Genomic DNA, 23,435 nt, shown 5'->3' with positions numbered 1-23,435 from the left:
CTTGACGGCAAAACGGGAATGACCGGCGGCCAGGTTCGGCCGGCGGTCCCCTCGGCGAGGACGGAATCATGCCCTATCTCTCCCTGATACTGGGTCGCGTCGGCAAGGCGGTCATCGTGCTGCTGGCGATCCTGGTCTTCAACTTCTTCCTGATACACGCCGCACCCGGCGACCCCGCGGCCGTCATGGCCGGCGAAGCCGGTGCGACCGACGAGCAGTTCCTCGAGGATCTGCGAGAGCGCTTTGGCCTCGACCAGCCCCTGCCGGTGCAGCTCTGGCGCTACATGGGCGGGGTGCTGACGCTGGACTTCGGCTACTCCTACCGCCAGCAGATGCCGGTGCTCGACCTGATTCTGGAGCGTCTGCCGGCAACGCTGATGCTGACCGGCGCGGCCTTCTTCATCTCGCTGTCGCTCGGCATCCTCGCCGGCACGCTCGCCGCAATGCGGGTCAAGCGGCCCTCCGGTTCACTCATCATGGGGCTGTCGCTGCTGTTCTATGCCACCCCGCTCTATTGGGTCGCGATGATGGCGGTACTGGTCTTCTCGGTGGTGCTCGACTGGCTGCCGGCCTATGGCTACGCCACCGTCGGCGCCGGCTATACCGGTCTGGCCCATGCCGGTGACGTGGCACTGCACCTGATTCTGCCGGCGGTGACGCTGGGGCTCTTCTTCATGGCGGTCTACACGCGCATGACGCGGACCTCGATGCTCAGCGTGTCGCAGCAGGATTTCGTCAAGACGGCGCGGGCCAAGGGGCTGGCCCCCGGGGTGATCCAGCGGCGGCACATCCTGCGCAATGCGCTGCTGCCAATCATCACGCTGGCCGGACTGCAGGCGGGGCAGATGGTCGGCGGCGCCGTGCTCACCGAGACGGTCTTCGCCTGGCCCGGCATCGGCCGACTGATGTACGAGGCGCTGATGCAGCGCGACTACAACCTGCTGCTCGGCATCTTCTTCTTCTGCGCGCTGCTGGTGATTCTGTTCAACATGCTGACCGATGTGATCTACCGACTCGCCGACCCGCGCATCAAGCAGAGCGCGGCGTAAAGGAGGCTGCATGAATTTCTTCAAACGTTTCGCTCAGAACCGCGGCGCGCTGATCGGCTTGATCATTCTCGCGCTGGTGGTCCTGCTCGCCCTGCTGGCGCCGTTCCTCTATCCCGACTCGCCATGGCGCATGGTGCAGCGGCCGTTTCTCGCCCCCGGCGAGGTCGCAGGTTTCCCGCTGGGAACCGACACCATGGGTCGCGATGTCGCCGCCGGGCTCGCCCACGGTGCCTGGGTGTCACTGCTGATCGGCTTGATCTCGACCGTCGTCGCACTCTCCATTGGCGTGCCGCTGGGGGCGCTGGCCGGCTATTTCGGCGGCAAGATCGACGACGCCCTGATGCGCTTCACCGAGTTCTTCCAGACCATCCCCAACTTCGCCCTGGCGATCGTGCTGGTGGCGATCATGGAGCCGAGCACGGTATCGATCGTGCTGGCGATCGCCATCGTCAGCTGGCCACCGGTGGCCCGGCTGGTTCGGGGGGAGTTTCTGTCGATCAAGCACCGCGAGTACGTCGAGGCCGCGAGGCTCGTCGGCCAGACTCACCGCGACATCATCATCAAGCAGATTCTGCCCAACACGCTGTCGCCGGTGATCGTGCTCGCCTCGTTGATGGTGGCCACCGCGATCCTGCTGGAGTCGTCGCTGTCGTTTCTCGGCCTGGGCGACCCGGACACCATGTCCTGGGGCTACATGATCGGCGCGGCTCGCACGGTCATGCGTCAGGCCTGGTGGCTCTCCGTGATTCCAGGGGTGGCAATCCTGCTCACCGTGCTGGCCCTCAATCTGGTCGGTGAAGGGCTCGACGATGCGCTCAATCCTCAGCTCGCCCGTGCCCGCTGAACCGACAGGAGATCGATCATGAGTGAGCCACTGCTACGTATCGAGCGCCTGGCGCTGTCACTGCCGCAGGGTGCCGATCGCCTCTATGCGGTCGACAACGTCAGCTACACCCTCAATCCCGGTGAGATTCTGTGCGTGGTCGGCGAGTCCGGCTCCGGCAAGTCGATGACCGCCAACGCCGTCATGGGACTGCTGCCGCAGGGCGTCGACGTGGCCCAGGGGCGCGCGCTGTTTCACGGTCAGGACGTGCTGACGCTTTCGGAGATCGAGCACCGCGAGCTGCGCGGGCGACGTATCGGCATGATCTTTCAGGAGCCGATGACGGCGCTCAACCCGCTGATGCGTGTCGGCGAGCAGATCGCCGAGGTGTTCGAGGCCCACGGTCTGCTGACGCCGAAGGCACGTCGTGAGCGCGCACTGGAACTGCTCGAGGAGGTGCGCCTGCCGGACCCTCAGTCGGCGCTGCGCGCCTATCCGTTCGAGCTCTCCGGCGGCCAGCGTCAGCGGGTGATGATCGCCATGGCGCTGGCGCTCGAGCCGGAGCTGCTGATCGCCGACGAGCCGACCACCGCGCTGGATGTCACCACCCAGGCGCAGATTCTTCATCTGGTGAAGGATCTGCAGACCCGTCGCGGCATGGCGGTGATGTTCATCACCCATGACTTCGGCGTGGTCGCCGAGATCGCCGATCGCGTCTGCGTCATGCGCATGGGCAAGATCGTCGAGATGGGGCAGGCCCGAGAGGTGCTCGAGCAGCCGCAGCATGACTACACCCGGGCGCTGATCGAGGCGATTCCCGGGGACGCGGTGCCCCCGGCGCGAGCCGCCGGCGACATCAAGCCGCTGCTCTCGGTGACACAGCTCGACAAGGTCTATCGCTCCAGCGGCGGCTGGTTCCAGCCCAAGCGCGAGGTGGTGGCACTGGATGGCATCGAGTTCGCGCTCGGCCGCGGCGAGACGCTGGGCATCGTGGGGGAGTCGGGCTCCGGCAAGTCGACGCTCGGACGCTGCATCGTCGGGCTGAATACGCCGGATCGCGGCGAGATCCGCCTGAACGATGTCGATCTGCGCGCGCTCACCGGCAATGAGCTGCGTGAGCATCGCCAGCGCATTCAGATGGTCTTTCAGGACCCCTACGCCTCGCTCAACCCGCGTATCAAGGTGGGGATGGCGATCGCCCAGGGCCCGATCGCCAACGGCGTGCCAAAGGCCAAGGCGATGGCGCAGGCCCGTGAGCTGCTGGACACGGTCGGACTCGATGCCAGCGCCGCCGAGCGCTTCCCGCATGAATTCTCCGGTGGGCAGCGTCAGCGTATCGGCATCGCCCGAGCGCTGGCGCTGGACCCGCAGCTGATCGTCGCTGACGAGGCGGTTTCGGCGCTGGACGTGTCGATCCAGGCGCAGGTACTGGCGCTGCTCGATCGGCTCAAGCGGGAGTTCGAGCTGTCGCTGCTGTTCATCACCCACGATCTGCGCGTGGCGGCCCAGATCTGCGATCGCCTCATCGTGATGCAGAAGGGGCGCATCGTGGAGCACGGCAATGCGCGGCAGATATTCCTGTCGCCGCAGCACGCCTATACCCGAGAGCTGCTGGAGGCGATCCCCGGCCGGCAGAACCACGACGAGGCGGCGCCCGCGACCGCCGAGGCGGTGTGACGCGAGTCGCCAGTGCCGACCATGACCGGCAAGACGCGCGCCGAAACCCCGATTCCGACTGATGAAGGCAGTGATGCAGACGATGGCGAGTGACGTATCCGAAACCGCCGCTTCGCAAGCGGCAAATGCTCCGGCGGCCCCCGTGCAGGGCGTGCTGCTGGGCGACCCTGAGATCATGGCGACCTACGTCGACGCGTTCGCGAAACACGCGCCACATATCCGGCTGGCGTTTCCCGAGGCGATCGAGGACCCGGCATCGGTCACGTTCGCGCTGGCGTGGGATCCGGACGATACGGCTTTCACGCCGTTTCCCAACCTGCGGCTGATCTCCTCCATCGCCGCCGGCGTCAACGGGATTCTGGCCAGCGCCAGCCTGCCGGCGGATGTCCCGCTGATGCGCATTGCCGGCACCGCGCAGGGGCAGATGATGGCGGGCTTCGTGACCTGGCACGTGCTGTGGCACCACCGTCGCTTCGGCGACTATCTTGCCAATCAGCGCCGGACCCACTGGGAGCGCCGGCCCAAGCGCGACGCCCGCGATGTGCGCGTCGGTCTGCTCGGTGCCGGCAAGATGGGCGGGGCGGTGGCCCAGGCGCTGCTGGCGCTGGGCTACGATGTCGGGGTCTATTCGCGCAGCGGGCGCAACCTGCCGGACGGCGCCGAAGGGTTCCATGGTGAGGAAGGGCTTTCGCAGCTCGCCGCTCGCAGCGAGATTCTGATTACCCTGCTGCCGCTCACCCCCGAAACCCGCGGCATTCTGAATGCCGATCTTTTCGCCCGGATGCCGTCAGGTGCGGCACTGATCCACGTCGGTCGCGGTGAGCATCTCATCGAGGCCGATCTGCTGGCCGCGCTCGACAGTGGGCAGCTTTCCGGCGCCTCGCTCGACGTCTTCGCCGTCGAACCGTTGCCGTCGACCCATGCCTTCTGGACCCACGACAAGATCGTGGTCACCCCCCACGACGCCTGCGATTCCACCCCCGCTCAGGTCGCGCAGGAGGCGGCGACCGCGCTCGCCGGTCTCGATGTCGGCGAACGTCCCGCCAGTCTCGTCGACCGCGACGCTGGCTACTGAGCGGCGGGGAGAGCGAGCAGGACGGAGCGAGACCGGTTGCGAGACAGTCGTTAACCGTTGCGGAACAGGCGGTCGCGGTTGCGTGACAGGGCAGCCGGCCTTCGATTTGGACGCGACAACAAGGACAATCCCATGAAGACCTTCTTTCATGTCGATCAGATGCTGCACCAGCCGCAGACCTACTTCTCCCGCGGCAAGATGCGGACGCCGCAGGAGGTGCCGGATCGCGCCGAACAGCTGCTGGCGGCGGCGAAGCGCCTCGACTTCGAGGTGCTGACCCCCGAGGATCGTGGCGTCGCGCCGCTGCGGGCAGTGCACTCGCTGCCCTATCTGCGCTTTCTCGAGAGCGCTCACCGCCGCTGGCATGAGCTGGGTGAGGACTGGGGCGAAGAGGTGATCTCCAATATCTTCGTGCGCTCGCCCAACGCCCTGCGCGGCATTCTCGCCGAAGCCGCGCGCTATCTGGCCGATGGCAGTGCCCCGGTCGGCGAGCATACCTGGCAGGCGGCCTACGGCGCGGCACAGAGCGCGGTCGCGGGGGCCGAGGCGCTGATCGGCGGCGAGCGCATGGCCTATACGTTGTCGCGCCCGCCCGGCCACCATTCGGGGATCGACTCCGCCGGCGGCTTCTGCTTTCTCAACAACGCCGCCATCGCGGCCCAGCATCTGACCTCGCGCTACCCCCGGGTCGTCGTGCTGGACACCGACATGCATCACGGCCAGGGCGTGCAGGAGATCTTCTACGAACGCAATGACGTGATGTACATCTCGATTCACGGTGACACGACCAACTTCTATCCGGGGGTCAGCGGCTTCGAGGACGAGCGTGGCCGCGGCGCGGGGCTTGGCTACAACCTCAACCTGCCGATGCCCCACGGCTCGCCGGAGTCGGTGTTCTTCGCGCGGCTCGCCGAGGCGTGCCAGGCGATTCGACTGTTCGAGCCGGATGCCCTGGTGCTCTCGCTGGGTTTCGACATCCACGAGCGGGATCCGCAGGCCAAGGTGGCCGTCTCGACGCCGGGCTTCAAGCGGCTGGGCCACGATATCGCGGCCCTCGATCTGCCCACCCTGGTGGTGCAGGAGGGGGGCTACTATCTCGAGGGGCTGGAAGAGAATGCGGTGAGCTTCTTCGAGGGGTTGCTGGGTCGATAGCGCCTCGCGCCCTGACGGACACCGGGGGAGATGTCGTGCTGTCGTTCGCGGCCCCGGAGGAGGGCACCGAACCGATAAAAATGGCGCGTCAGGGCCTCAAGTCGTTCGCGCCGCGGCCGATACTCTGGGCCTTGCGTACCTACCGGTATCGAGCCGCCGTATACACGTTATCGACGTCTTCAATTTCTCGTCACAGTTGCGTGGTCCTATGGTGGACGTCACTCCTCCCCACCTCCCTCTTCCAGGAGCCGCAGCGTGAAGATTTCCGGGCGCATCAAGGCGTTGATCCTCATGGCCTTTGTCATCTATGTGCTGGCGCACTGGGTGCGGGTGCTGCTGATGCTGTCGCATCCGGCGCTGTGGCCGCCGACGCCCGAGCGAGCGCCGCGGCTCGGCCGGACGCCGGAAAAGCCGCTCAAGCACGACTCTCGCTACTAGGGTCGTCCTGCTTGTGGCGGTCGGTTCGCCCTCTGTATCGCCGCTGCCGTAGCCCTGTGTCTCAATGATCGACGACGTCTTCGCTGGCGGTACAGCGATGGCGGGTGGCCAGTAGCGCCTTGGCAAACGCCTCGGCATGCATCGGCCGGCCGGTCAGAAATCCCTGGATCCGGTGGATCGTGAAGCGCTCCAGCGCCATCAACTGGGCCTGCGTCTCGACGCCTTCTGCCACGACCGTAAGCTCGAGCTCCTGAGCCAGTCCGGTGACGGCGGCGAGGATCGCCTGGCTCCCCTGGCATCGGTGGCCGCCGCCGGTGAGCGACTGGACGAAGCGCTGATCGATCTTGAGCGTGTTGATGGGCAAGTCCTGCAGGTAACTCAGCGAAGAGTAGCCGGTGCCGAAGTCGTCGATGGCCACGCTGCAGCCCAGAGAGCGCAGGGCCCGAATCACGCTGACGGCCTGTTGCTGCTTGTCGAGCAGCGTGCTCTCGGTGAGTTCGAAAGTGATCAGGTCGGGCGCAATGTCGTGATTGACCAGTTGGGCGTGAATCCACTCGACCAGTTCGCGCTGCCAGAACTGGCGGGCGGAGAGGTTGATGGCGATCGGTACCGGGTCGAGGCCAGCGTCGATCCAGCGCTTGAGCTGGGCGGCGACCTTCGCGAACAGCCGTTCGCCCATCGGCAGGATCAACCCGGAGCTCTCGGCGAGCGGAATGAACTCGCCGGGGGAGATGCTGCCCAGCCGGGGCGGAGTCCAGCGCATCAGCGCTTCGGCACTGCAGAGCTCGCCGCTGTCACGATCGAACAGCGGCTGATAGTGAACCTCGAATCCCTCTCCCGTCTCCACCGCGTCTCGCAGGGCGCTCTCCAGCGTTAACCGGCGGTCATGCTGGGTGTGCAGATCGGCGCGGTAAAGGCGGTAGGTGTTACGCCCCTCGTGTTTGGCCCGATACATCGCCGCGTCGGCGTGATGCATCAGCGCTTCGGCCGTCTCGCCGTCGTCCGGATACAGACTGATTCCCAGGCTGCAGCCGACGCGGAAGTCTTCCTCGCCCAGCCGAAACGGCGCGCGGATGGCGTCGTTGAGGCGTCGCGCGGTGTGCAGGGCGTCTTCCGGCGTGTCGATATTGGGCAGCACGGCGATGAACTCGTCGCCGCCGAGACGCGCCAGGCTATCGTCCTCGCTGAGGCCGTCGGCCAGGCGCTGGGCGACCTGCAGCAGCAGCTCGTCGCCGGCGGCATGACCCAGGGTGTCGTTGATCTGCTTGAAGTGATCCAGATCGATGAAGATGACCGCGAGTCGCTCGGCATGGCGATGGGCGTGACGAATCGCCAGCGACAGCCGATCCTCGAGCAGACGCCGATTGGGCAACTGGGTGAGGGCATCGTAGTAGGCCAGCCGCCTGACACGCTCTTCGTTTTCGCGCAGGTGCGTGATGTCACTGAACAGGGCGGCATAGTGGGTCATCTCTCCCTGATCGTTACGAATGGCGGTAATGGTCAGAAGCTCGAGATAGAGCTCACCACTCTTGCGCCGGTTCCAGATCTCGCCGCGCCAGCCGTCCTCCGCCTGAAGCGTCGCCCAGAGGTCGCGATAGAAGTTGGCGTCGTGACGCCCGGAGGAGAGTATCGCCGGGGTATGCCCGACGCAGTCGGCGAGGGTATAGCCGGTCATCTGGGTGAAGGCCGGATTGACGAACTCGATGCGTGCCCTGGCATCGGTAATGATGACGCCTTCGAGTGAGGAGTCGATCACTTGCTGCGCGAGCTGGAGATTGCGACGCGACAGCTCCAGCGCCTCATCGCGCTTGTCGAGCGCGTCGCGCAGATCCTCGACGTAGAACTGCTCGGCGCCATTGAGCATGTCGTCGAAGCCGAGCAGCCCGACCACGTCTCCATCGGCGTCGAGCACGCCCAGATGACGCGCGCGATGATCGATCAGCAGGTCACGGGCGCGCAGCAGTACGTCGTCGCTTTTCACGGTGAGCAGGGGCCGGCTCGCCAGCGCCCCAAGAAGTGTGACCCCAGGGTGGCGCGCCACGAAGCGCACCAGGTCGCGCTCGGTGATGATCCCGAGTTCGTCACCCTCGCAGCGGACGATGGCGGCATCGCGGGCGTCGTCCCGCATGGCCTGTGCCGCCGCCCCCAGCGTTTGCTCTCCGGCCAGAATCAGTGGCGAGCGGTGCATGGCGGTGTCGACCTCCCGCAGTCGCAGGTAGGACTCCAGCCCCTGATTGCGGACCAGATCGGTCCGCGACACGATGCCCACCGGCTTGTCGTCGGCATCCACCACCACGATCTGGCGGCTCGCCTGGGTCGAGAAGCGCTCGGTGACCTCGGCGACGCGGGCATCGGCGGTGACCCGGGCCACTGAGCGGCTCATCACCTCGGCCACCGGTCGCCGAAGCGACAGCGGGGCGTCGAAGTCCACGTCCAGGCAGTCGTTTTCGGTCCAGATGCCCGCGATCCTCTCGTCCTGGATGATCAGGATCGAACTGCAGTGGCGTTCGGCCATGCGACTTGCGGCTTCGCAGAGCGGGGTGTCGGGACTGCAGCACAGCAACCCTCGCTGCATGAGGCGATGGATCGGGAGATCGTTGAACATAGGTGACTCTTGATGCCGCGTGTCGAAGAGAGGTCAATGGTAACAGTTGGTTATCGACAGGGCTGTGTCACCGCGGCGTGTCGTTGACCCGCCCCCGATACGACAACGCCCGCACTCCGGAGAGCGCGGGCGTTGTCATACGGGGTGCCGTCGACCATTGGCCGGCGGCATCTCGCCGGGTTGGCTACTTGTTCGGCTGCTTGGTGACGCGCAGATAGGGTTTCTTCTCGTCCCAGCCGTTGGGGAAGAGTTCCTTCGCCTGTTCGTCGTTCACCGAGGGCACGATGATGACGTCGTCACCGTCAGTCCAGTTGACGGGCGTGGCGACCTTGTAGCCGTCGGTCAGCTGGAGGCTGTCCAGGACGCGCAGGATCTCGGCGAAGTTGCGGCCGGTGCTCGGCGGATAGGTGATGGTGAGCCGCACCTTCTTCGCCGGGTCGATGATGAAGACCGAGCGCACGGTATTGGTGCCGCTGGCCTGGGGGTGGATCATCCCGTACGCCTCGCTCACCGAGCGATCGGCGTCGGCCAGCAGCGGGAAGTTGAGCCCGCAGCCCTGAGTCTCTTCGATGTCGCCGACCCAGCGGGTGTGGTCCTCCAGCGGGTCGACCGAGAGCCCGATCGCCTTGGTATTACGCCGGTCGAATTCCGGCTTGAGCCGGGAAACTTCACCGAGCTCGGTGGTGCAGACCGGTGTGAAATCCGCCGGGTGGGAGAAGAGAATGACCCAGCTGTCGCCGGCCCACTGATGGAAATCGATCTTGCCCTCGGTGCTCTCTTGCGTGAAATCCGGGGCGGTATCGCCAAGCTGAAGCGCCATGACTCTCTCCTTGTAACGCAGTTGGACTGACCTGGCCGTGCGTCTGCGTCGATCGGCCGGGTAGGCGTCGGTTTGCATCGTCAGCCGCAGGGCTTGCGATGCCACGTCTCTCAACGTGGTGCCCGCGTCGGCATTTCTCAAGGGTAGCCGTCGCTGCGGTGGCGCTTCTCGCGCAGGGGCTGTCTCGGAAACGGTCGGGCCGAGGGCTGCCTTCAGCCGACGGCCAGCAGTGAAAGCGTGGTGAGACCGTGAATGATGACGCCGATCAGCCCGCCGACGAGGGTGCCGTTGATACGGATGTACTGCAGGTCGTTGCCGACGTTCTTCTCGATCTGGGCAACGATCTCGTCGCTGTCGAGACTGTCGAGGTAGCGTTCGATCCAGGCATCGACGTGAGGCCCGCTGCGCTGGACCAGCGGCGGAATCACCGCCTGCGCCTGGTCATTGAGCCACTGGCGCGCGGCGGCGTCCTCGGCGAGCGAATCGGTGTACCAGCCGATGAAGCGCTCGAGGTAGTCCTCGATCTCCGAGTCGCTGCTCGCCAGATCCCGCGATACCCACGTCATCACGTCTTCCCAGACGGCACCGAGCCAGTCGGCCAGACGCTCGTTGGCCAGCAGATCGTCACGCAGGCGGTCGAGTCGATCGCGTAGCGCCGGGTCGCTGCGCACCTCCTCGATCAGACGCGCGAATTGGGTATCCAAGTGGCGGCGCAGCGGGTGATCCGGGTCGTCGCTCACCGCCTGGATCAGCTGCGCACTCTGCTCGACGATCCGCTCGCGGATCAGCCAGCCGGCCAGCCGGTTGAGGCTCACTTCCCGACCCATTACCCGCGGGTTGAACAGTCGGAAGACCGTGTCGGTGATGAAGTGTTTGACCCGTTCCTGATTCTCCTCCACGGCAAGCCAGGCGGACAGCCGCGCCAGACTGTCGTCGAGCAGCGCCTGGTGACGGCGCTCCGCGACCAGCACCTGGAGCGAGGACGCCAGCACGCGAGAGGTATCCAGCCGCCCCAGCTGATGACGCAGTGCCTGGGTGAGAAACCCCCGCGCCGCGTCCTGACGCATGGCGGAGAGGGCACTGGCGATCGCCGCGGCGAGGCGCTGGGCGAGCGCCTGTCGCCGCGTGGGGCGCGACAGCCAGTCGACCAGTGCGGTGGCGACGTCGAAGCGCGCCACGCTGTCGCGGACGTACTGTTCATCCAGGAAGTTCTCCCGAATGAAGGTGGAGAGGCTGCGACCCAGGCGCGCCCGGTTGCGTGGCACGATCGCGGTATGCGGGATCTTCAAGCCGAGCGGATGGCGAAAGAGCGCGGTGACGGCGAACCAGTCGGCAATGCCGCCGATCAGTGCGGCCTCGGCGAAGGCAGTCAGCCAGGCGAAGGCGGGGTGGGTGCGTTCGAGGCCCACGCCAACCACGTAGAGCACGGCGGCGGCGAGCAGACAGAATCCGGCAATGCGCCGGCGATCGGGTGCGGATGCGGACAAGCGATGGGCCTTGTTGACAGTGTCGGCAGTGCTCGCGCGGCGTTCACGCGATTACTGGGTGGGGGCCGCTGCGCCCAGGTAGTGGCGTTTCCAGTAGCGCACGTCCAGCGAGGAGACGGTGACGGTGCGTCCGCTTCCCGGGGCGTGGATCATCTGCCGGTCCCCCATGTAAATGCCGACGTGGGTCGCGCGGCTGCCGGCGCCGAAGAAGAGCAGATCGCCGGGCCGCGCCACGTCGATCTCGTCGAGCGAGTGATACTGGTCATTGGAGGTGCGCGGCAGCTGAACGCCGATCTTGGCGTAGGCCATCTGTGTCAGCCCCGAGCAGTCGTAGCCGGCGGGCGACGTGCCGCCCCACTGATAGGGCGTGCCGAGCGCATCTTTCGCCGCCGACATCACCAGAATGCGATTGATCGAGAGGTTGTCGCCGTCGATCGCCGGGCCGGCATCGCGGGTGACGATAGTCTTCTGCGAGCTGCAGCCGGCGAGCAGCAGTAGCCCCAGCAGCACGGCGAGCATCGACAAACGAGGCGTGTCAGGCGTCTGCCAGCGTCGCGACAGACGAGAAACGGAGAGCACGGCTAACGACATGAGGCGCAGGTCCTGGCCGACGGATACGCTTCGAGTGTAGAGCAGGCCCCGGCAGGGAAAAAGCGCTCGCGTCTTCCGTGACGGGTTGAGAGCGCGGCCGCCGCCCCCATGTGGGGCGGACCGAACGATCACTTCAAGGAGATTTCCCCATGGCGCACTCCGAAGCGCAGGTCAGTGGCGTGAAGCCCGTGCCGAGCGAAACCCAGGGTTTTGTGCTCAACCACACCATGCTGCGGGCCAAGAATCCCGAGGTATCGCTGGCGTTCTATACCCGGGTCTTCGGCATGCAGCTGCTGCGCAAGCTCGACTTTCCCGAGATGCAGTTCACGCTCTATTTCCTCGCTCACGCCGATGCTGAGGAGATCCCGGCCGATGACGGCGAACGCACGGCCTACACCTTTGGCCGTCGCGGCGTGCTCGAGTTGACTCATAACTGGGGCAGCGAGAACGATCCCGAGCTCCAGTACCACGACGGCAATGCCGAGCCTCAGGGCTTTGGACACATCTGTTTCGCAGTCCCGGACATCGAGAGCGCCGAGCGCTGGTTCGACGACAATGGTGTCGAATTCAAAAAGCGCTCGAACGACGGCAAGATGAAGAACGTGATCTTCGTCAAGGACCCCGATGGCTACTGGATCGAGGTCGTCCAGCCGTCGCTGTCGAGAGGGCTGGGGGCGTAATAGCCCCCGAGTCCGTCGACGAGGCCGCTCGCGGGGTCAGGGGAGGTCGCCCGGCGACTCGCCCGCGGGTGAGCGGCTGCCGGAGCGGTTTGGCGCGTCGCTACCGACGGCCACGTAGGGCGTGCGGCGCAGACATGCCGGCGTGAGCTGGTCCAGCGTCGGCCGGCCCAGTTGGGCCATCAGGTTATGCAGTTGGTCGCGCAGCAGATCCAGCGCGTGCGCGGCCCCCGCCTCACCACCGAGTGCCAGCCCGTAGAGCGTGGCGCGGCCGCAGAGCACGCCCTCTGCCCCCAGAGCCACCGCCTTGGCGATGTCGCTGCCGCGGCGGATACCGCTATCGAGCAGGACGTGGAGGTCCTCGCCGACCGCGTCGACGACTTCCGGCAGGGCGTCGAGTGTCGCCGGCGCGCCGTCGAGCTGACGCCCTCCATGATTGGTAACCACCACGCCGTCGGCACCGATTCGCTTCGCCTCCCGGGCGTCCGTCGCGTTGGTGATGCCCTTGATCAGCAGTTTTCCCGGCCAGCGTTCGCGAATCTCCGTCAGCGTCTCCCAGGTCAGCCGGCGGCTCATGCGCTGATTGATAAAGGAGGCGGCGCTGGCGGCACTCTGCTGCTCCTTCGGCAGATACTTCATCAGATTGCCGAGTGTGGGCAGCCCCTGCGGCCACAGCGCGCGCCACGCCCACTGCGGGTGCAGCGCCGTATCGACGAGATACGGCAGTCCCAGGCGGCGCGGGTTGACGAAACTGCGGGCGTCCCACTCGCGACGGCCCAACACGACCGTATCGGTGGTGACCAGCAGTGTTTCGGCCCCGGCGGCCTGCGCTCGCGCCAGCATGTCGTCGCGCACGGCTTGATCGTCGAGCACGTAGAGCTGGAACCATAGACGGGCGTCAGGTACCGCCTCCGCGACCGCCTCGAGGCTGTTGCAGGAGACCGTGCTCAGGGTGAAGGGGATATTGCGTGAGGCGGCCGCCCGGGCCAGGGCAATGTCAGCGTCTTTCCACAACATGCCGTTGTAGCCGGTGGGGGCGATGGCCAGCGGCATTGCCGCCGGCTGGCCAAGTAACGTCGTCTGGCTGTTGCGGTCCTCGACGTCGACCAGCGTGCGGGGCTGAAATCCCCAGGCGGAGAAGGCGCGGCGGTTGTCACCCAGTGTGATCTCATCTTCAGCGCCGCCGTGAACGTACTCCCAGGCAAAGGCGGGCAGGCGGCGGCGGGCCATTCCCGCCAGTTCGTCGATGCTTTGTGCACGACGCCAAAGATAGTGCGACAGATAACGGCGTTTCACGGGACGTCTCTCGTCAATCCAGCGGAGGGAGCGACAACGTTAGCATGCTTTCTATTCCGCGACGACGTTCTGCCAGCGCCCCTGCGGCGCTATTGGCTGGACGGCACGGCTGAACCTTACGCCGTGGCAGGCGTCTGACAGCGGAGTTTGTTTCCTTGCAGCCTGCCCTTTCGGGATCGGGTATGCTGCGAAATCGACGGCAATTCACAGAGGATGTGTGTCAATGGATCGTAGACGTGTTCTGAAAAGCGCCATCGCGCTGGCCGCCTGGTATGGCCTGCCGTCGGCTCCCCTGTTCGCCGCAGCGCAGGCCTCGAGCAACATCGCCGATGGCGAGTCCGAAGCGTTCAGCTTCGACTGGCTCAAGACGTACGCGCAGGATCTCGGATCGAGGCCTTATCAGAGCACCGTCCAGCAGCTGCCGCCGGCGCTGGCCAATCTCACGCCGCAGCAGTACAACGCCATCGGCTACGACCCGGATCACTCGCTGTGGCACGACATGGACGGGCCGCTGGATATCCAGTTCTTCCACGTCGGCATGGCGTTCAACCAGCCGGTGCGAATGTACGCCATCGACGGCGACTCGGGCCGGGCGCGGGAGATCCATTTCCGGCCCGAACTGTTCGACTACTCCGGCGCCGAGATTGACGCCTCCCAGCTCGAAGGGCAGAGCGATCTCGGCTTTGCCGGGTTTCGCGTCTTCAAGGCGCCCTCGCTCACCGAACGCGACATCCTCTCCTTTCTGGGGGCGAGCTATTTCCGCGCCGTCGACGATACCTACCAGTACGGTCTCTCGGCGCGCGGCGTGGCGGTCAACACCTATGCCGACGGCAAGCAGGAGGAGTTCCCGGCCTTTACCCGCTTCTGGTTCGAGACCCCCGAGCCGGGATCGACGACCTTCACCGCCTATGCGCTGCTTGATTCGCCGAGCCTCGCCGGTGCCTATCGTTTCATCATTCACTGCGAAGACGAGCGCGTGGTCATGGAGATCGACAAGCATCTCTATCCGCGCGAGTCGATCACCCAGCTCGGCATCACGCCGATGACCAGCATGTTCAGCTGCGGCACGCAGCAGCGCGACATGTGCCACACCTTCCATCCGCAGATTCACGACTCCGACCGTCTGTCGATCTGGCGCGGCAATGGCGAATGGGTCTGCCGGCCGCTGAACAATCCGCCGCGGGTGCAGTTCAACACGTTCGACGACGATAGCCCGAAGGGATTCGGCCTGCTGCAGACCGATCACGATTTCGAGAGCTACGAAGACATCATCGGCAACTACCACAAGCGGCCGAGTCTCTGGGTCGAGCCACAGGGGCAGTGGGGCCGCGGCGCGCTGCAGATGCTCGAGATACCGACCACGGGCGAGACCATGGACAACGTGGTCGCGTTCTGGAAGCCGGAGAAGGCCGTCGAGCCGGGCCAGGCGCTGCACTACGCCTACAAGCTCTACTGGAGCGCGCTGCCCCCGACGCGCACCGATCTGGCTCGCGTGCGCAAGACCTTCACCGGTATCGGCGGTTTCCCCGAGGGGTGGGCGCCGGGTGAGCACTACCCGGAGACGTGGGCACAGCGCATCGCGGTGGATTTCGTCGGCGGCGATCTCAAGCACCTCTACGACAACGAGATCAACGTGCACACCCAGCTCGACGTCCCTGAAGGGCGGGCGGAGGAGCCCCAGATTCTGTGGGTCGAGGAGATCGAGGGCTTTCGTATTCAGTTCGACTGGTATCCGACCTCGGATTCCACCGATCCGATCAACATGCGTCTGAGCCTGAACGCCGAGGACGAAATCATCAGCGAGACCTGGCTCTACCAGTACTTCCCGCCCGCCCCCAGCGAGCGTGAGTATCCACCGCATCCGGCCGCCAACGGCTGAGGGCGAGGCGAGACGGTTGATCGCATGACAGGACCGGGGCCGCGTAGCGGGCAGCCCCCCTTCGTCCCCACGGGGCGGCCTACCTGGCCGCCCCGTTTTTTTTGCCTCCGGGACCGTCAAGCGGCGACTTTCGCGACAAACCCTGGCGTTCAGCGCCGGGGGCGATATCATCGGCGGCTTCGTGAATTCGCGACCGATGACAACGCGGTGCCTGGCATCGTTGGTGAACCGGCGAGCGAGAGTCCATACGTCGTGACGGCAGGTCGTCACGACCCAACAACAGTGACGGGAACGAGGGGCAACGAATGAATGCGGTGGTTCTGGCCATTCTGGTAATGGTCACGCTGAGTCTGGCGCGGGTATCGGTCGTGTTCGCACTGATCGTGGCGGCGCTGGTGGGGGGCTGGTATGCCGGCATGCCGCTCGACGACATCCTCGAGGCGTTCAACGACGGTCTCGGCAATGGGGCCACGGTCGCCATCGCCTACGCGGTACTGGGCGCTTTCGCCGTCGCGCTGTCGCGTTCGGGCGTTACCCAGTGGCTCGCCCGAGGTGCGGTCGAGCGGCTCGATCTCGACGGTGGAGGCAAGCTCAAGCGGCGTCCCATCATCCTGGCGCTGCTGGGTTCACTGGGGTTGGCAGCGGTCAGCTCCCAGAACCTGATTCCGGTGCACATCGCCTTCATTCCGATTCTGGTGCCGCCGCTTCTGACGCTGATGAATCGGCTCGAGCTCGATCGTCGTGCGGTCGCCTGCGTTATTACCTTCGGTATCACCGCGCCCTACATGCTGCTGCCGGTCGGCTTTGGCGCTATCTTTCTCAATGACATTCTGCTGGCCAATCTCAACGCCAACGGCCTCGACGTTCAGGCGGCCCAGGTGCCGCTGGCGATGGCGATTCCCATCGGCGGCATGGCGCTGGGGCTGCTGACGGCGGTGTTCTTCAGCTATCGACGCAAGCGGACTTACGCCGATCGGCCGCTGTCGGTGAGCCAGGAAGGCGAGGAGAGTGTCGCCGAAGTCGTCGCCGACGGGCGGCTGAAGAGGTGGCAGAAGCTCTCGCTCGTCGCGGCGCTGGTGGGCACCGTCGGAGTGCAGCTCTACACCGGGTCGATGGTGCTGGGCGGGCTCTTCGGCTTCGCGCTGCTCTCGGTCAGCGGTGTCTTTCGCTGGCGCGAACAGGATGGCGTGTTCACCGAAGGCATGCGGATGATGGCGCAGATCGGCTTCATCATGATCGCGGCGGCGGGTTTTGCCAGCGTGATGCAGGCGACCGGCGCGGTAGAGAGCCTGGTCGCCGGCTCCACCGAAGTCATCGGCGATCACCGCTGGCTGGCGGCGCTGGTGATGTTGGTGGTGGGGCTTTTCATCACCATGGGTATCGGTTCGTCGTTCTCGACCATTCCGATCATTGCCTCGCTTTACGTACCGCTGGCGCTCAACTTCGGCTTCTCGCCGATGGCGACCATCGCCCTGGTGGGCGCCGCCGCCGCGCTGGGTGACGCCGGGTCGCCGGCATCGGACTCGACGCTCGGTCCCACCGCCGGTCTCAACGCCGATGGCCAGCACGACCATATCTGGGACAGCGTGGTGCCGACGTTCCTGCACTACAACGTGCCACTCCTGGTCTTCGGCTGGGTCGCGGCGATGGTGCTCTGACTCAGCACCCCGCGTGCGAGTCGGCCGCGCTTGCGGTCGCGATGGCGTGGAGACGCGCCGTCTGGCGGTGGGCGAGGGCGTTCCAGGCGGTGAGGGCGGCGCCGAGCAGCAGCGCCGCCACGATGAACAGCAGGCTGCGCTCGGCGATCCACTCGTCGAGCAGGGTGGCAATCGCCGCGCCGACGACCAGCGCGACCCAGCGCATCAGGCCGTCGCGCCCCGCGAGCCAATCGCCGGCGGCCAGCGCGCGGCCGGTACGCACCAGCGTGCCGGTCAGGAAGGTCACCCCCGACTCCTTTGCGCTCACCTGGTTGAGCGCCCCCATTCCCGCCGCGATCCACAGCACGGTGGCGAGGCTATAGCCGTCGTTGATGGCGATGGGGGCCGCCACCCCAATCAGTCCCGCAGTGATCAGCATCACGCACGTGGCACGCCACGGCCCGACCCGGTTACCGATCCAGGCCGCCGCGACGGTCGCACCGAAAAAGGTCGCGATGACCGCCAGTAGCGGCAGGGCACCCAGCCAGTCCTGAGTCGCCAGGTGCTGGCCCACGTGGGAGGTGTTGCCGGTCATGTACACCGCCAGCAGGTCGCGACTGTGACGGTAGATCAGTGCATCGGTGGCGCCAGCGACCACGAATAGCAGTGCGAAGGCCTGTATCGGAATGGGCTTGAACGCCATCGTCCGCTCTCTTGTTGGGTTGTCAGCGCCGGGCGCTTGGCGAGGGTAGTTGTGCCATGTGGCCGGCAATGCCGCCGGGCGTTGTCCACCATACACCGTCCGCCGTGCCGAAGCCGGCCAGCTCGCCCAGTACGTGGCGTAGCTGGCGCAGGCGGAACGGTTGTCCCACGATCCAGGGATGCAGAGCGATGCCCATGACCAGCGGCTGGCGCCGAGACTGCTCGTGAAGCTCGTGGAACTGGTCGCGGATCATGGTGCTGAATTCCGCCATCGAGACGCGGTGGCTGGAGATTGTCGGGATGTCGTTGACCTCCTGCGGGTAGGGGATCGACCAGAGCGTGCCGGTGTCGGTGCGCATCGGCGTCGGCCGGTCGTCGTGGGCCCAGTTGAGCTGATAGTCGAAGCCCGCCTCCCGCAGCCGATCCGGCGTCGCTTCGCTCTCCGAAATCCACGGTGAGAGCCAGCCCCGCGGCGCGTTGCCGTAGCGCGCCTTGAGCCGTGCCCGGCACGCGGCGATCAGCCGGCGCTCCGAAGCCTCGTCCATCTGACCCTGGCGCTCGGCGTTGGTATGGCCGTGGGCGATGATCTCGTCGCCGCGCGCGGCGAAGGCATCGAGCAGTGCCGGGCAGTGGTCGAGTATCGCGGTATTGGCGATCACGCCGACCGGCAGACCGAGCTGCTCGAAGAGCTCGAGACAGCGCCAGGCCCCCACCCGGTTGCCGTAGTCGCGCCAGGCATAGTTGAGCACGTCCGGCTCACCCTCGGGGGCCGGCGGCGCGATGCCCACTCCGCGCCCCTCGCCGAAGGCGTAATGCTCCAGGTTGAAACCGAGATAGACCGCAAGACCGGTCTCCCCCGGCCAGCGCCAGTCGTCGCGGTCGGTGATGGGGCGGTAGTCGAAGCGCTGATGGTGGCGCAACGGCGGCAGCGCCGTGGCGGGGGAAACGGGAGATGTGGTGTCTGACGTTGAAGACATGATGCAGTCCGTTGCCGTGTCGAGAAGAGGCTATCAGCGTAGGTCATGACGAGACGCCAACGACGGGCCAGAGCGATCGAGAGCCTGCTAAGCTGGTGCCACTCGCTCGTCCACGAGCGACGCTTTTCAACGAATCGTCGCGTCAGCGGCTCACCCCGATGGCGACTCGACGCGACGTCAGCCAAGGAAAGATGCAATGAGCAAAGGTAGTGACAAGCAGTCCGGCAAGAATGCCAAGCCCGCACCCAAAGGCGAAGCCCAGCCGATGAACGCCGACGCCATGGCGTTTCTCGAGCGCTATCTCAACAACGCCTCGCCCACCGGCTACGAGTCCAGCGGTCAGAAACTGTGGATGGAGTACCTGCGCCCCTACGTCGACGAGTTCATCACCGATACCTACGGCACCGCCGTCGGCGTGATCAACCCGGACGCCGACTACAAGGTGGTGATCGAAGGTCACGCCGACGAAATCTCCTGGTACGTCAACTACATCACGGACAGCGGCCTGATCTACGTCGTGCGCAACGGCGGCAGCGACCACCAGATCGCGCCCTCCAAGCGGGTCAATATCCATACCGACGATGGCATCGTGCCCGGCGTCTTCGGCTGGCCGGCAATCCACACTCGGCGGCAGGGCCCGCAGGAGAAGCCGCCGGAGCTCGACAACATCTTCATCGACGTGGGCGCCAGCTCCAAGGATGAAGTCGAGGCGCTGGGTGTCCACGTCGGCTGCGTCATCACCTATCCCGACGAGTTCATGGTGCTCAACGGTGACAAACTGGTCTGCCGGGCCATCGACAATCGCATCGGCGGTTTCATGATCGCCGAGGTCGCGCGCCTGCTGAAGGCCCGCGGCAAGACGCTCGATTTCGGTCTCTACATCGTCAACGCGGTCCAGGAAGAGGTCGGCCTGCGTGGTGCGCAGATGATCGCCGAGCGCCTGGACCCCAACGTCGCCATCGTCACCGACGTCAGCCACGACACCTCCACGCCGATGATCGAGCAGAAGCGCGAAGGCGCCAACAAGATCGGCGACGGCCCGGTGATCTGCTACGCCCCGGCAATCCAGAACAAGCTGCGCGAACGGCTCATCGCGACCGCCAAGGCCCAGAACATCCCGTTCCAGCGTCTGCCGCGCTCGCGGGCGACCGGCACCGACACCGACGCCTTCGCCTACTCGAATTCCGGCGTCGCCTCGGCGCTGATCTCGCTGCCGCTGCGCTACATGCACACCACCGTCGAGATGGTCCACAAGCAGGACGTCGAGCACGTGATCGAGCTGATCTATCACACCCTGCTGGACATCAAGAGCGGTGAGACCTTCAGCTACTTCGAGTGAAGTCCAGGGCGGGCATCGCCCGCCGGCCGGCGAGGTGTGACGGGGCGAAGCGCCGCCGCGGACGCGCCGATCAACGAAGGCCGCGACCGCGAGTCGCGGCCTTCTTGTATACCCACCGCGCAACCGAGCGAGGGGGGTAACGACCAAGACTAATGACTAATTGCGCCGCGGGGTTTGACTCGGACGACCTGGTATGCCAAAGATGTTCCACCAAAGTACCGACAAAAATGGCGGTTTACCGCTGCGTTCGTCCCATGATCGACAACAATAAATCAGGAGTCAGAATGAAGCCGATCCTTCCCCGCGTTGCCGTGCTCGGTACGGCAGCCGTTCTCGGCGCGAGCGCGCTCAGCGCCCACGCCGCTACCCAGCTGATGATCGTGACCCCCTGGCCGGATGGGAATTTCCAGGCCGAGACGCTCAAGACGTTCTCCTCGGCGGTGGAAGAGGCGACAGACGGTGAGGTCATCCTCGACGTGCACGCCGGCGGCGAGCTCGGCCTCAAGGGACCGGAGCTGCTGTCCGCCGTGCGTGACGGTATCGTTCAGGGGGCTGACATGCTCCTCACTCAGCAGGTTGGCGAGGCGCCGCTGCTGGGCATCGAGTCCGTCCCCTATCTCACGCGCGACGAGGAAGATGCCGTACTGCTGCGCGACACGGCCTGGCCGTACTACGAAGACGTCGCCGCCCGCTTCAATCAGAAGTTTCTCTACACCGTGCCATGGCCGGGGCAGGGGGTCTTCACCCAGCAGCCGATACAGACGGTCGAGGATCTGGCCGGCGTGAAACTGCGCACCGTCGACAAGAACGGCACCGAGTTCTTCGACGCACTGGGGGCTTCGCCGGTCCAGATGCCTTGGGGCGAAGTGGTGCCGGCACTGGCTTCCGGCGCCATCGATGGCGTGACCACCTCCACGCCCTCCGGCGTCGACGGTAACTTCTGGGAGTTCACCGACTACTTCAACAAGCTTGACTGGCAGCTCGCACCCGACGTCGTCTCGATCAACCTCGACGCCTGGAACTCGCTGACCGACGAGCAGCAGCAGATCATTGAAACGCTGGCTCGCGAGATGGAACCGCAGTTCCAGCAGGTCTCGAAGGATGAAGACGCGCGCAACGCCCAGGTGCTGGCCGAGCACGGCATGCAGATGTCGTCACCGGACGCGGCGATGTCACGTCAGCTGACCGAAGCGGCTCAGCCGCAGTGGCAGCAGTTCCGCGAGGCCGCCGGGACTGAGGCGGATGCGCTGATGACGCGTTATCTCGAGGCCCGCGACGCCGAATAGGCGCGCGGCTTCCTTCCCCCGAGCGATGGCCTAAAGGCCATCGCTCGTTGCGTTTGGCCCGACCCAAGGACTCTTCGATGATCTCTCGCTTGCTGCGACTCAGCGACCGGCTGGCGTGGGCCAGTGCGGCGCTGGCCGCTCTCGCCCTGGCGCTGCTTTTCATTCTCATGCTCTCCGAGATCGTGGCGCGCAATCTGCTGGGTTTCAGCCTCGGCTTTACCTGGGAGATCAGCGGCTATCTGCTCGGCCTGATCATCTTCATGGCCAGCAGCTGGTCGCTGCGTAACGAGAAGCACATCCGTATCACGCTGCTGCGAGAGAACCTCCCGGCTGCCGGCGTGCGCTGGCTCGACCTGCTGGCAACGCTGCTGGGTGTCGTGATCGCCACGTTCTTCAGCGCAGCCTTCATCGGCTTCTGCCTGCAGACTTGGCATAGCGGCACCGTCTCGAGCACCCCGCAGCAGATTCCGTTGATCTACCCGCGACTGTTGATGGCGCTGGGGCTGATTGTTTTCACCCTGACACTGATCGTGCGCGGCGTGGTGCTGCTGGTCGATCCGGCATGGCTCGATCACACCCCGGATGACGATCTGACGCCACGCGAGGCCAACTCATGACTGCCATCCTGTTGACCGTCGCCGCGCTCCTGGTGGCCCTGCTCGCCAGCGGTGTGTGGGTGGGACTCGGGCTGGCTGGCGTCGGCATCGCCTCGCTGGAAGTGTTCCGCGGCTTCATGCCGGTGGACAAACTGCTCGCGCAGACGGTGTGGAATTCGACGACCAGCGCCGAGCTGGTGGCGCTGCCGCTGTTCATCCTGATGGGCGAGCTGCTGTTTCGCAGCCGTCTGACCCAGCTGCTGTTCGACGGGCTGGCGCCCTGGGTCGATCGTATTCCCGGCCGGCTGCTGCACACCAACGTCCTTGGCTGCACACTGTTCGCGGCGATCTCGGGCTCCTCCGCTGCGACCACCGCTACCGTCGGGCGGATCACCGCCAGTGAACTGACCCAGCGCGGCTATGACCCCCGGGTCGCCGCCGGTACGCTGGCTGGAGCCGGCACGCTCGGCTTTTTGATTCCGCCGAGCACCATCATGATCATCTACGGCGTGCTGGCGCAGGTCTCGATCCTGAAGATGTTCATCGCCGGTATCGTGCCGGGGCTGCTGCTGGCGGCTGCCTTCATGAGCTATATCGGCATTCACGCGCTGCTCAACCCCGGTCAGCTGCCGCCGCGTCAGCGCGGGCTGCGCGCCGGAGACTATCTGCGCGCACTGGTCCAGCTGGGACCGGTGGCGCTGCTGATCGGCTTCGTCATCGGCAGCATGCTCACCGGCATGGCGACGCCCACCGAAGCCGGTGCCGTGGGCGTGCTGGGGGCGCTGGTGGTCTGCCTGCTACAGCGCTGCCTGAGCTGGAAGAGTCTCTGGAGTGCGCTGATGGGCGCGGCCCAGATCACCTCGATGATCGGTCTGATCATCGTCGGCGCGATGTTTTTGTCGGTGGCGATGGGCTTTCTCAGCGTGCCGCGCACCATTGCCGACGCCATCGCGTCACTGGAGCTGGCGCCGCTGGCGCTGATCGCCTTGCTGCTGGTGTTCTTCGTGGTGCTGGGGACGCTGCTCGAGGGCATGTCGATCATCGTCATGACGCTGCCGATCACGCTGCCGCTGATCGTCCAGGCCGGCTTCGATCCGATCTGGTTCGGCGTCTTTCTGGTGCTGGTGGTGGAGATGGCCCAGATCACGCCCCCGGTGGGATTCAATTTGTTCGTCATCAACGGCATTACCGGCATGAAGATCGGCCAGATCGCCCGCGCTGTGCTGCCGTTTTTCCTGATCATGGTGGCGTTCACGCTGCTGCTGGCGGTGGTGCCGGAGATCGTGACCTGGCTGCCCAATCATCTGCAGGGGCGAGGTTGATGTCGAC

General features: G+C 65.7%; 20 protein-coding genes. 13 read left to right on the top strand and 7 right to left on the bottom strand.

Going from position 1 to position 23,435, the window contains the following annotated elements; all coding sequences use genetic code 11:
• Positions 1–68: 68 nt before the first annotated feature.
• From DOM41_RS00640 to DOM41_RS00615, 6 genes are all read left to right on the top strand, one after another.
• Entirely contained in the window at positions 69–1,049 is a 981-nt protein-coding gene (locus tag DOM41_RS00640; protein WP_110684911.1) for an ABC transporter permease, read from the top strand.
• A gap of 10 nt (positions 1,050–1,059) precedes the next feature.
• Complete coding sequence (locus tag DOM41_RS00635) at positions 1,060–1,893, top strand: ABC transporter permease (RefSeq protein ID WP_110684910.1); 834 nt, start codon at positions 1,060–1,062, stop codon at positions 1,891–1,893.
• Between the two features lie 18 nt (positions 1,894–1,911).
• Positions 1,912–3,549: an ABC transporter ATP-binding protein gene (locus DOM41_RS00630; RefSeq protein ID WP_110684909.1), complete on the top strand. Its 1,638-nt coding sequence runs from the start codon at positions 1,912–1,914 to the stop codon at positions 3,547–3,549.
• A 61-nt stretch (positions 3,550–3,610) separates the two neighbouring features.
• Positions 3,611–4,624, top strand: coding sequence for a 2-hydroxyacid dehydrogenase (locus DOM41_RS00625; RefSeq protein WP_245391686.1), 1,014 nt, complete (start codon positions 3,611–3,613; stop codon positions 4,622–4,624).
• Positions 4,625–4,756: 132 nt separating this feature from the next.
• Positions 4,757–5,776 (top strand): histone deacetylase family protein, encoded by a 1,020-nt coding sequence (locus DOM41_RS00620; RefSeq protein ID WP_110684908.1) that lies wholly within the window; start codon positions 4,757–4,759, stop codon positions 5,774–5,776.
• Positions 5,777–6,031: 255 nt separating this feature from the next.
• On the top strand, positions 6,032–6,214 hold the full coding sequence (locus DOM41_RS00615) for a hypothetical protein (protein ID WP_110684907.1): 183 nt from the start codon (positions 6,032–6,034) through the stop codon (positions 6,212–6,214).
• 61 nt (positions 6,215–6,275) lie between these two features.
• Here the strand turns inward: DOM41_RS00615 and DOM41_RS00610 are convergent, their stop codons facing one another.
• The 4 genes from DOM41_RS00610 to DOM41_RS00595 all read right to left on the bottom strand — a co-directional run bounded on the left by DOM41_RS00610 (position 6,276) and on the right by DOM41_RS00595 (position 11,717).
• Complete coding sequence (locus DOM41_RS00610) at positions 6,276–8,819, bottom strand: EAL domain-containing protein (RefSeq protein ID WP_110684906.1); 2,544 nt, start codon at positions 8,817–8,819, stop codon at positions 6,276–6,278.
• 184 nt (positions 8,820–9,003) lie between these two features.
• Positions 9,004–9,639, bottom strand: a complete 636-nt coding sequence (locus DOM41_RS00605) for a peroxiredoxin (protein ID WP_110684905.1) — start codon at positions 9,637–9,639, stop codon at positions 9,004–9,006.
• A 212-nt stretch (positions 9,640–9,851) separates the two neighbouring features.
• Entirely contained in the window at positions 9,852–11,126 is a 1,275-nt protein-coding gene (locus DOM41_RS00600) for a DUF445 domain-containing protein (RefSeq protein ID WP_110684904.1), read from the bottom strand.
• Positions 11,127–11,177: 51 nt separating this feature from the next.
• A complete protein-coding gene (locus DOM41_RS00595) occupies positions 11,178–11,717 on the bottom strand; it encodes a C40 family peptidase (protein ID WP_110684903.1) in 540 nt (179 codons plus the stop codon).
• A gap of 149 nt (positions 11,718–11,866) precedes the next feature.
• Here DOM41_RS00595 and gloA point away from each other — a divergent pair, with 149 nt between their 5' ends.
• On the top strand, positions 11,867–12,397 hold the full coding sequence (gene gloA / locus DOM41_RS00590; RefSeq protein ID WP_110684902.1) for a lactoylglutathione lyase: 531 nt from the start codon (positions 11,867–11,869) through the stop codon (positions 12,395–12,397).
• A gap of 36 nt (positions 12,398–12,433) precedes the next feature.
• Here gloA and DOM41_RS00585 read toward each other — a convergent pair whose 3' ends face one another.
• Positions 12,434–13,690, bottom strand: a complete 1,257-nt coding sequence (locus tag DOM41_RS00585) for an alpha-hydroxy acid oxidase (protein WP_245391685.1) — start codon at positions 13,688–13,690, stop codon at positions 12,434–12,436.
• Positions 13,691–13,913: 223 nt separating this feature from the next.
• Here DOM41_RS00585 and DOM41_RS00580 point away from each other — a divergent pair, with 223 nt between their 5' ends.
• Complete coding sequence (locus tag DOM41_RS00580; protein WP_110684901.1) at positions 13,914–15,569, top strand: OpgD/OpgG family glucan biosynthesis protein; 1,656 nt, start codon at positions 13,914–13,916, stop codon at positions 15,567–15,569.
• 305 nt (positions 15,570–15,874) lie between these two features.
• Positions 15,875–17,227: a Na+/H+ antiporter family protein gene (locus DOM41_RS00575; RefSeq protein WP_110684900.1), complete on the top strand. Its 1,353-nt coding sequence runs from the start codon at positions 15,875–15,877 to the stop codon at positions 17,225–17,227.
• Between the two features lies 1 nt (position 17,228).
• Here the strand turns inward: DOM41_RS00575 and DOM41_RS00570 are convergent, their stop codons facing one another.
• Positions 17,229–17,909, bottom strand: coding sequence for a YoaK family protein (locus tag DOM41_RS00570; protein ID WP_110684899.1), 681 nt, complete (start codon positions 17,907–17,909; stop codon positions 17,229–17,231).
• Positions 17,910–17,931: 22 nt separating this feature from the next.
• A complete protein-coding gene (locus DOM41_RS00565) occupies positions 17,932–18,885 on the bottom strand; it encodes a polysaccharide deacetylase family protein (protein WP_110684898.1) in 954 nt (317 codons plus the stop codon).
• A gap of 196 nt (positions 18,886–19,081) precedes the next feature.
• On the opposite strand from DOM41_RS00565, the gene DOM41_RS00560 reads away from it, so the two are divergent.
• The 4 genes from DOM41_RS00560 to DOM41_RS00545 all read left to right on the top strand — a co-directional run bounded on the left by DOM41_RS00560 (position 19,082) and on the right by DOM41_RS00545 (position 23,428).
• Positions 19,082–20,224: a M42 family metallopeptidase gene (locus tag DOM41_RS00560; RefSeq protein WP_245391684.1), complete on the top strand. Its 1,143-nt coding sequence runs from the start codon at positions 19,082–19,084 to the stop codon at positions 20,222–20,224.
• A gap of 284 nt (positions 20,225–20,508) precedes the next feature.
• The gene (locus tag DOM41_RS00555) at positions 20,509–21,510 is read left to right on the top strand and encodes a TRAP transporter substrate-binding protein (RefSeq protein WP_110684897.1); all 1,002 of its coding nucleotides are present in this window, start codon (positions 20,509–20,511) and stop codon (positions 21,508–21,510) included.
• Between the two features lie 77 nt (positions 21,511–21,587).
• Positions 21,588–22,127, top strand: a complete 540-nt coding sequence (locus tag DOM41_RS00550; protein ID WP_110684896.1) for a TRAP transporter small permease subunit — start codon at positions 21,588–21,590, stop codon at positions 22,125–22,127.
• Complete coding sequence (locus DOM41_RS00545) at positions 22,124–23,428, top strand: TRAP transporter large permease (RefSeq protein WP_110684895.1); 1,305 nt, start codon at positions 22,124–22,126, stop codon at positions 23,426–23,428. Before DOM41_RS00550 ends, DOM41_RS00545 begins: the two co-directional genes overlap by 4 nt.
• The last annotated feature ends 7 nt before the right edge of the window (positions 23,429–23,435 follow it).

The organism is Salinicola aestuarinus, from assembly GCF_003206645.1.
Taxonomy (GTDB): domain Bacteria; phylum Pseudomonadota; class Gammaproteobacteria; order Pseudomonadales; family Halomonadaceae; genus Salinicola; species Salinicola aestuarinus.
This window is presented reverse-complemented; position numbering and strand designations above follow the sequence as displayed.

Bases quoted from the DNA above. Each gene is read 5' to 3' on its own strand.
- DOM41_RS00550 (WP_110684896.1), top strand. From the start codon at position 21,588: ATGATCTCTCGCTTGCTGCGACTCAGCGACCGGCTGGCGTGGGCCAGT.
- DOM41_RS00605 (WP_110684905.1), bottom strand. From the start codon at position 9,639: ATGGCGCTTCAGCTTGGCGATACCGCCCCGGATTTCACGCAAGAGAGC.
- DOM41_RS00620 (WP_110684908.1), top strand. From the start codon at position 4,757: ATGAAGACCTTCTTTCATGTCGATCAGATGCTGCACCAGCCGCAGACC.
- DOM41_RS00555 (WP_110684897.1), top strand. From the start codon at position 20,509: ATGAAGCCGATCCTTCCCCGCGTTGCCGTGCTCGGTACGGCAGCCGTT.
- gloA (WP_110684902.1), top strand. From the start codon at position 11,867: ATGGCGCACTCCGAAGCGCAGGTCAGTGGCGTGAAGCCCGTGCCGAGC.
- DOM41_RS00560 (WP_245391684.1), top strand. From the start codon at position 19,082: ATGAGCAAAGGTAGTGACAAGCAGTCCGGCAAGAATGCCAAGCCCGCA.
- DOM41_RS00580 (WP_110684901.1), top strand. From the start codon at position 13,914: ATGGATCGTAGACGTGTTCTGAAAAGCGCCATCGCGCTGGCCGCCTGG.
- DOM41_RS00635 (WP_110684910.1), top strand. From the start codon at position 1,060: ATGAATTTCTTCAAACGTTTCGCTCAGAACCGCGGCGCGCTGATCGGC.
- DOM41_RS00640 (WP_110684911.1), top strand. From the start codon at position 69: ATGCCCTATCTCTCCCTGATACTGGGTCGCGTCGGCAAGGCGGTCATC.
- DOM41_RS00565 (WP_110684898.1), bottom strand. From the start codon at position 18,885: ATGTCTTCAACGTCAGACACCACATCTCCCGTTTCCCCCGCCACGGCG.
- DOM41_RS00595 (WP_110684903.1), bottom strand. From the start codon at position 11,717: ATGTCGTTAGCCGTGCTCTCCGTTTCTCGTCTGTCGCGACGCTGGCAG.
- DOM41_RS00630 (WP_110684909.1), top strand. From the start codon at position 1,912: ATGAGTGAGCCACTGCTACGTATCGAGCGCCTGGCGCTGTCACTGCCG.
- DOM41_RS00610 (WP_110684906.1), bottom strand. From the start codon at position 8,819: ATGTTCAACGATCTCCCGATCCATCGCCTCATGCAGCGAGGGTTGCTG.
- DOM41_RS00570 (WP_110684899.1), bottom strand. From the start codon at position 17,909: ATGGCGTTCAAGCCCATTCCGATACAGGCCTTCGCACTGCTATTCGTG.
- DOM41_RS00575 (WP_110684900.1), top strand. From the start codon at position 15,875: ATGAATGCGGTGGTTCTGGCCATTCTGGTAATGGTCACGCTGAGTCTG.
- DOM41_RS00625 (WP_245391686.1), top strand. From the start codon at position 3,611: ATGAAGGCAGTGATGCAGACGATGGCGAGTGACGTATCCGAAACCGCC.
- DOM41_RS00545 (WP_110684895.1), top strand. From the start codon at position 22,124: ATGACTGCCATCCTGTTGACCGTCGCCGCGCTCCTGGTGGCCCTGCTC.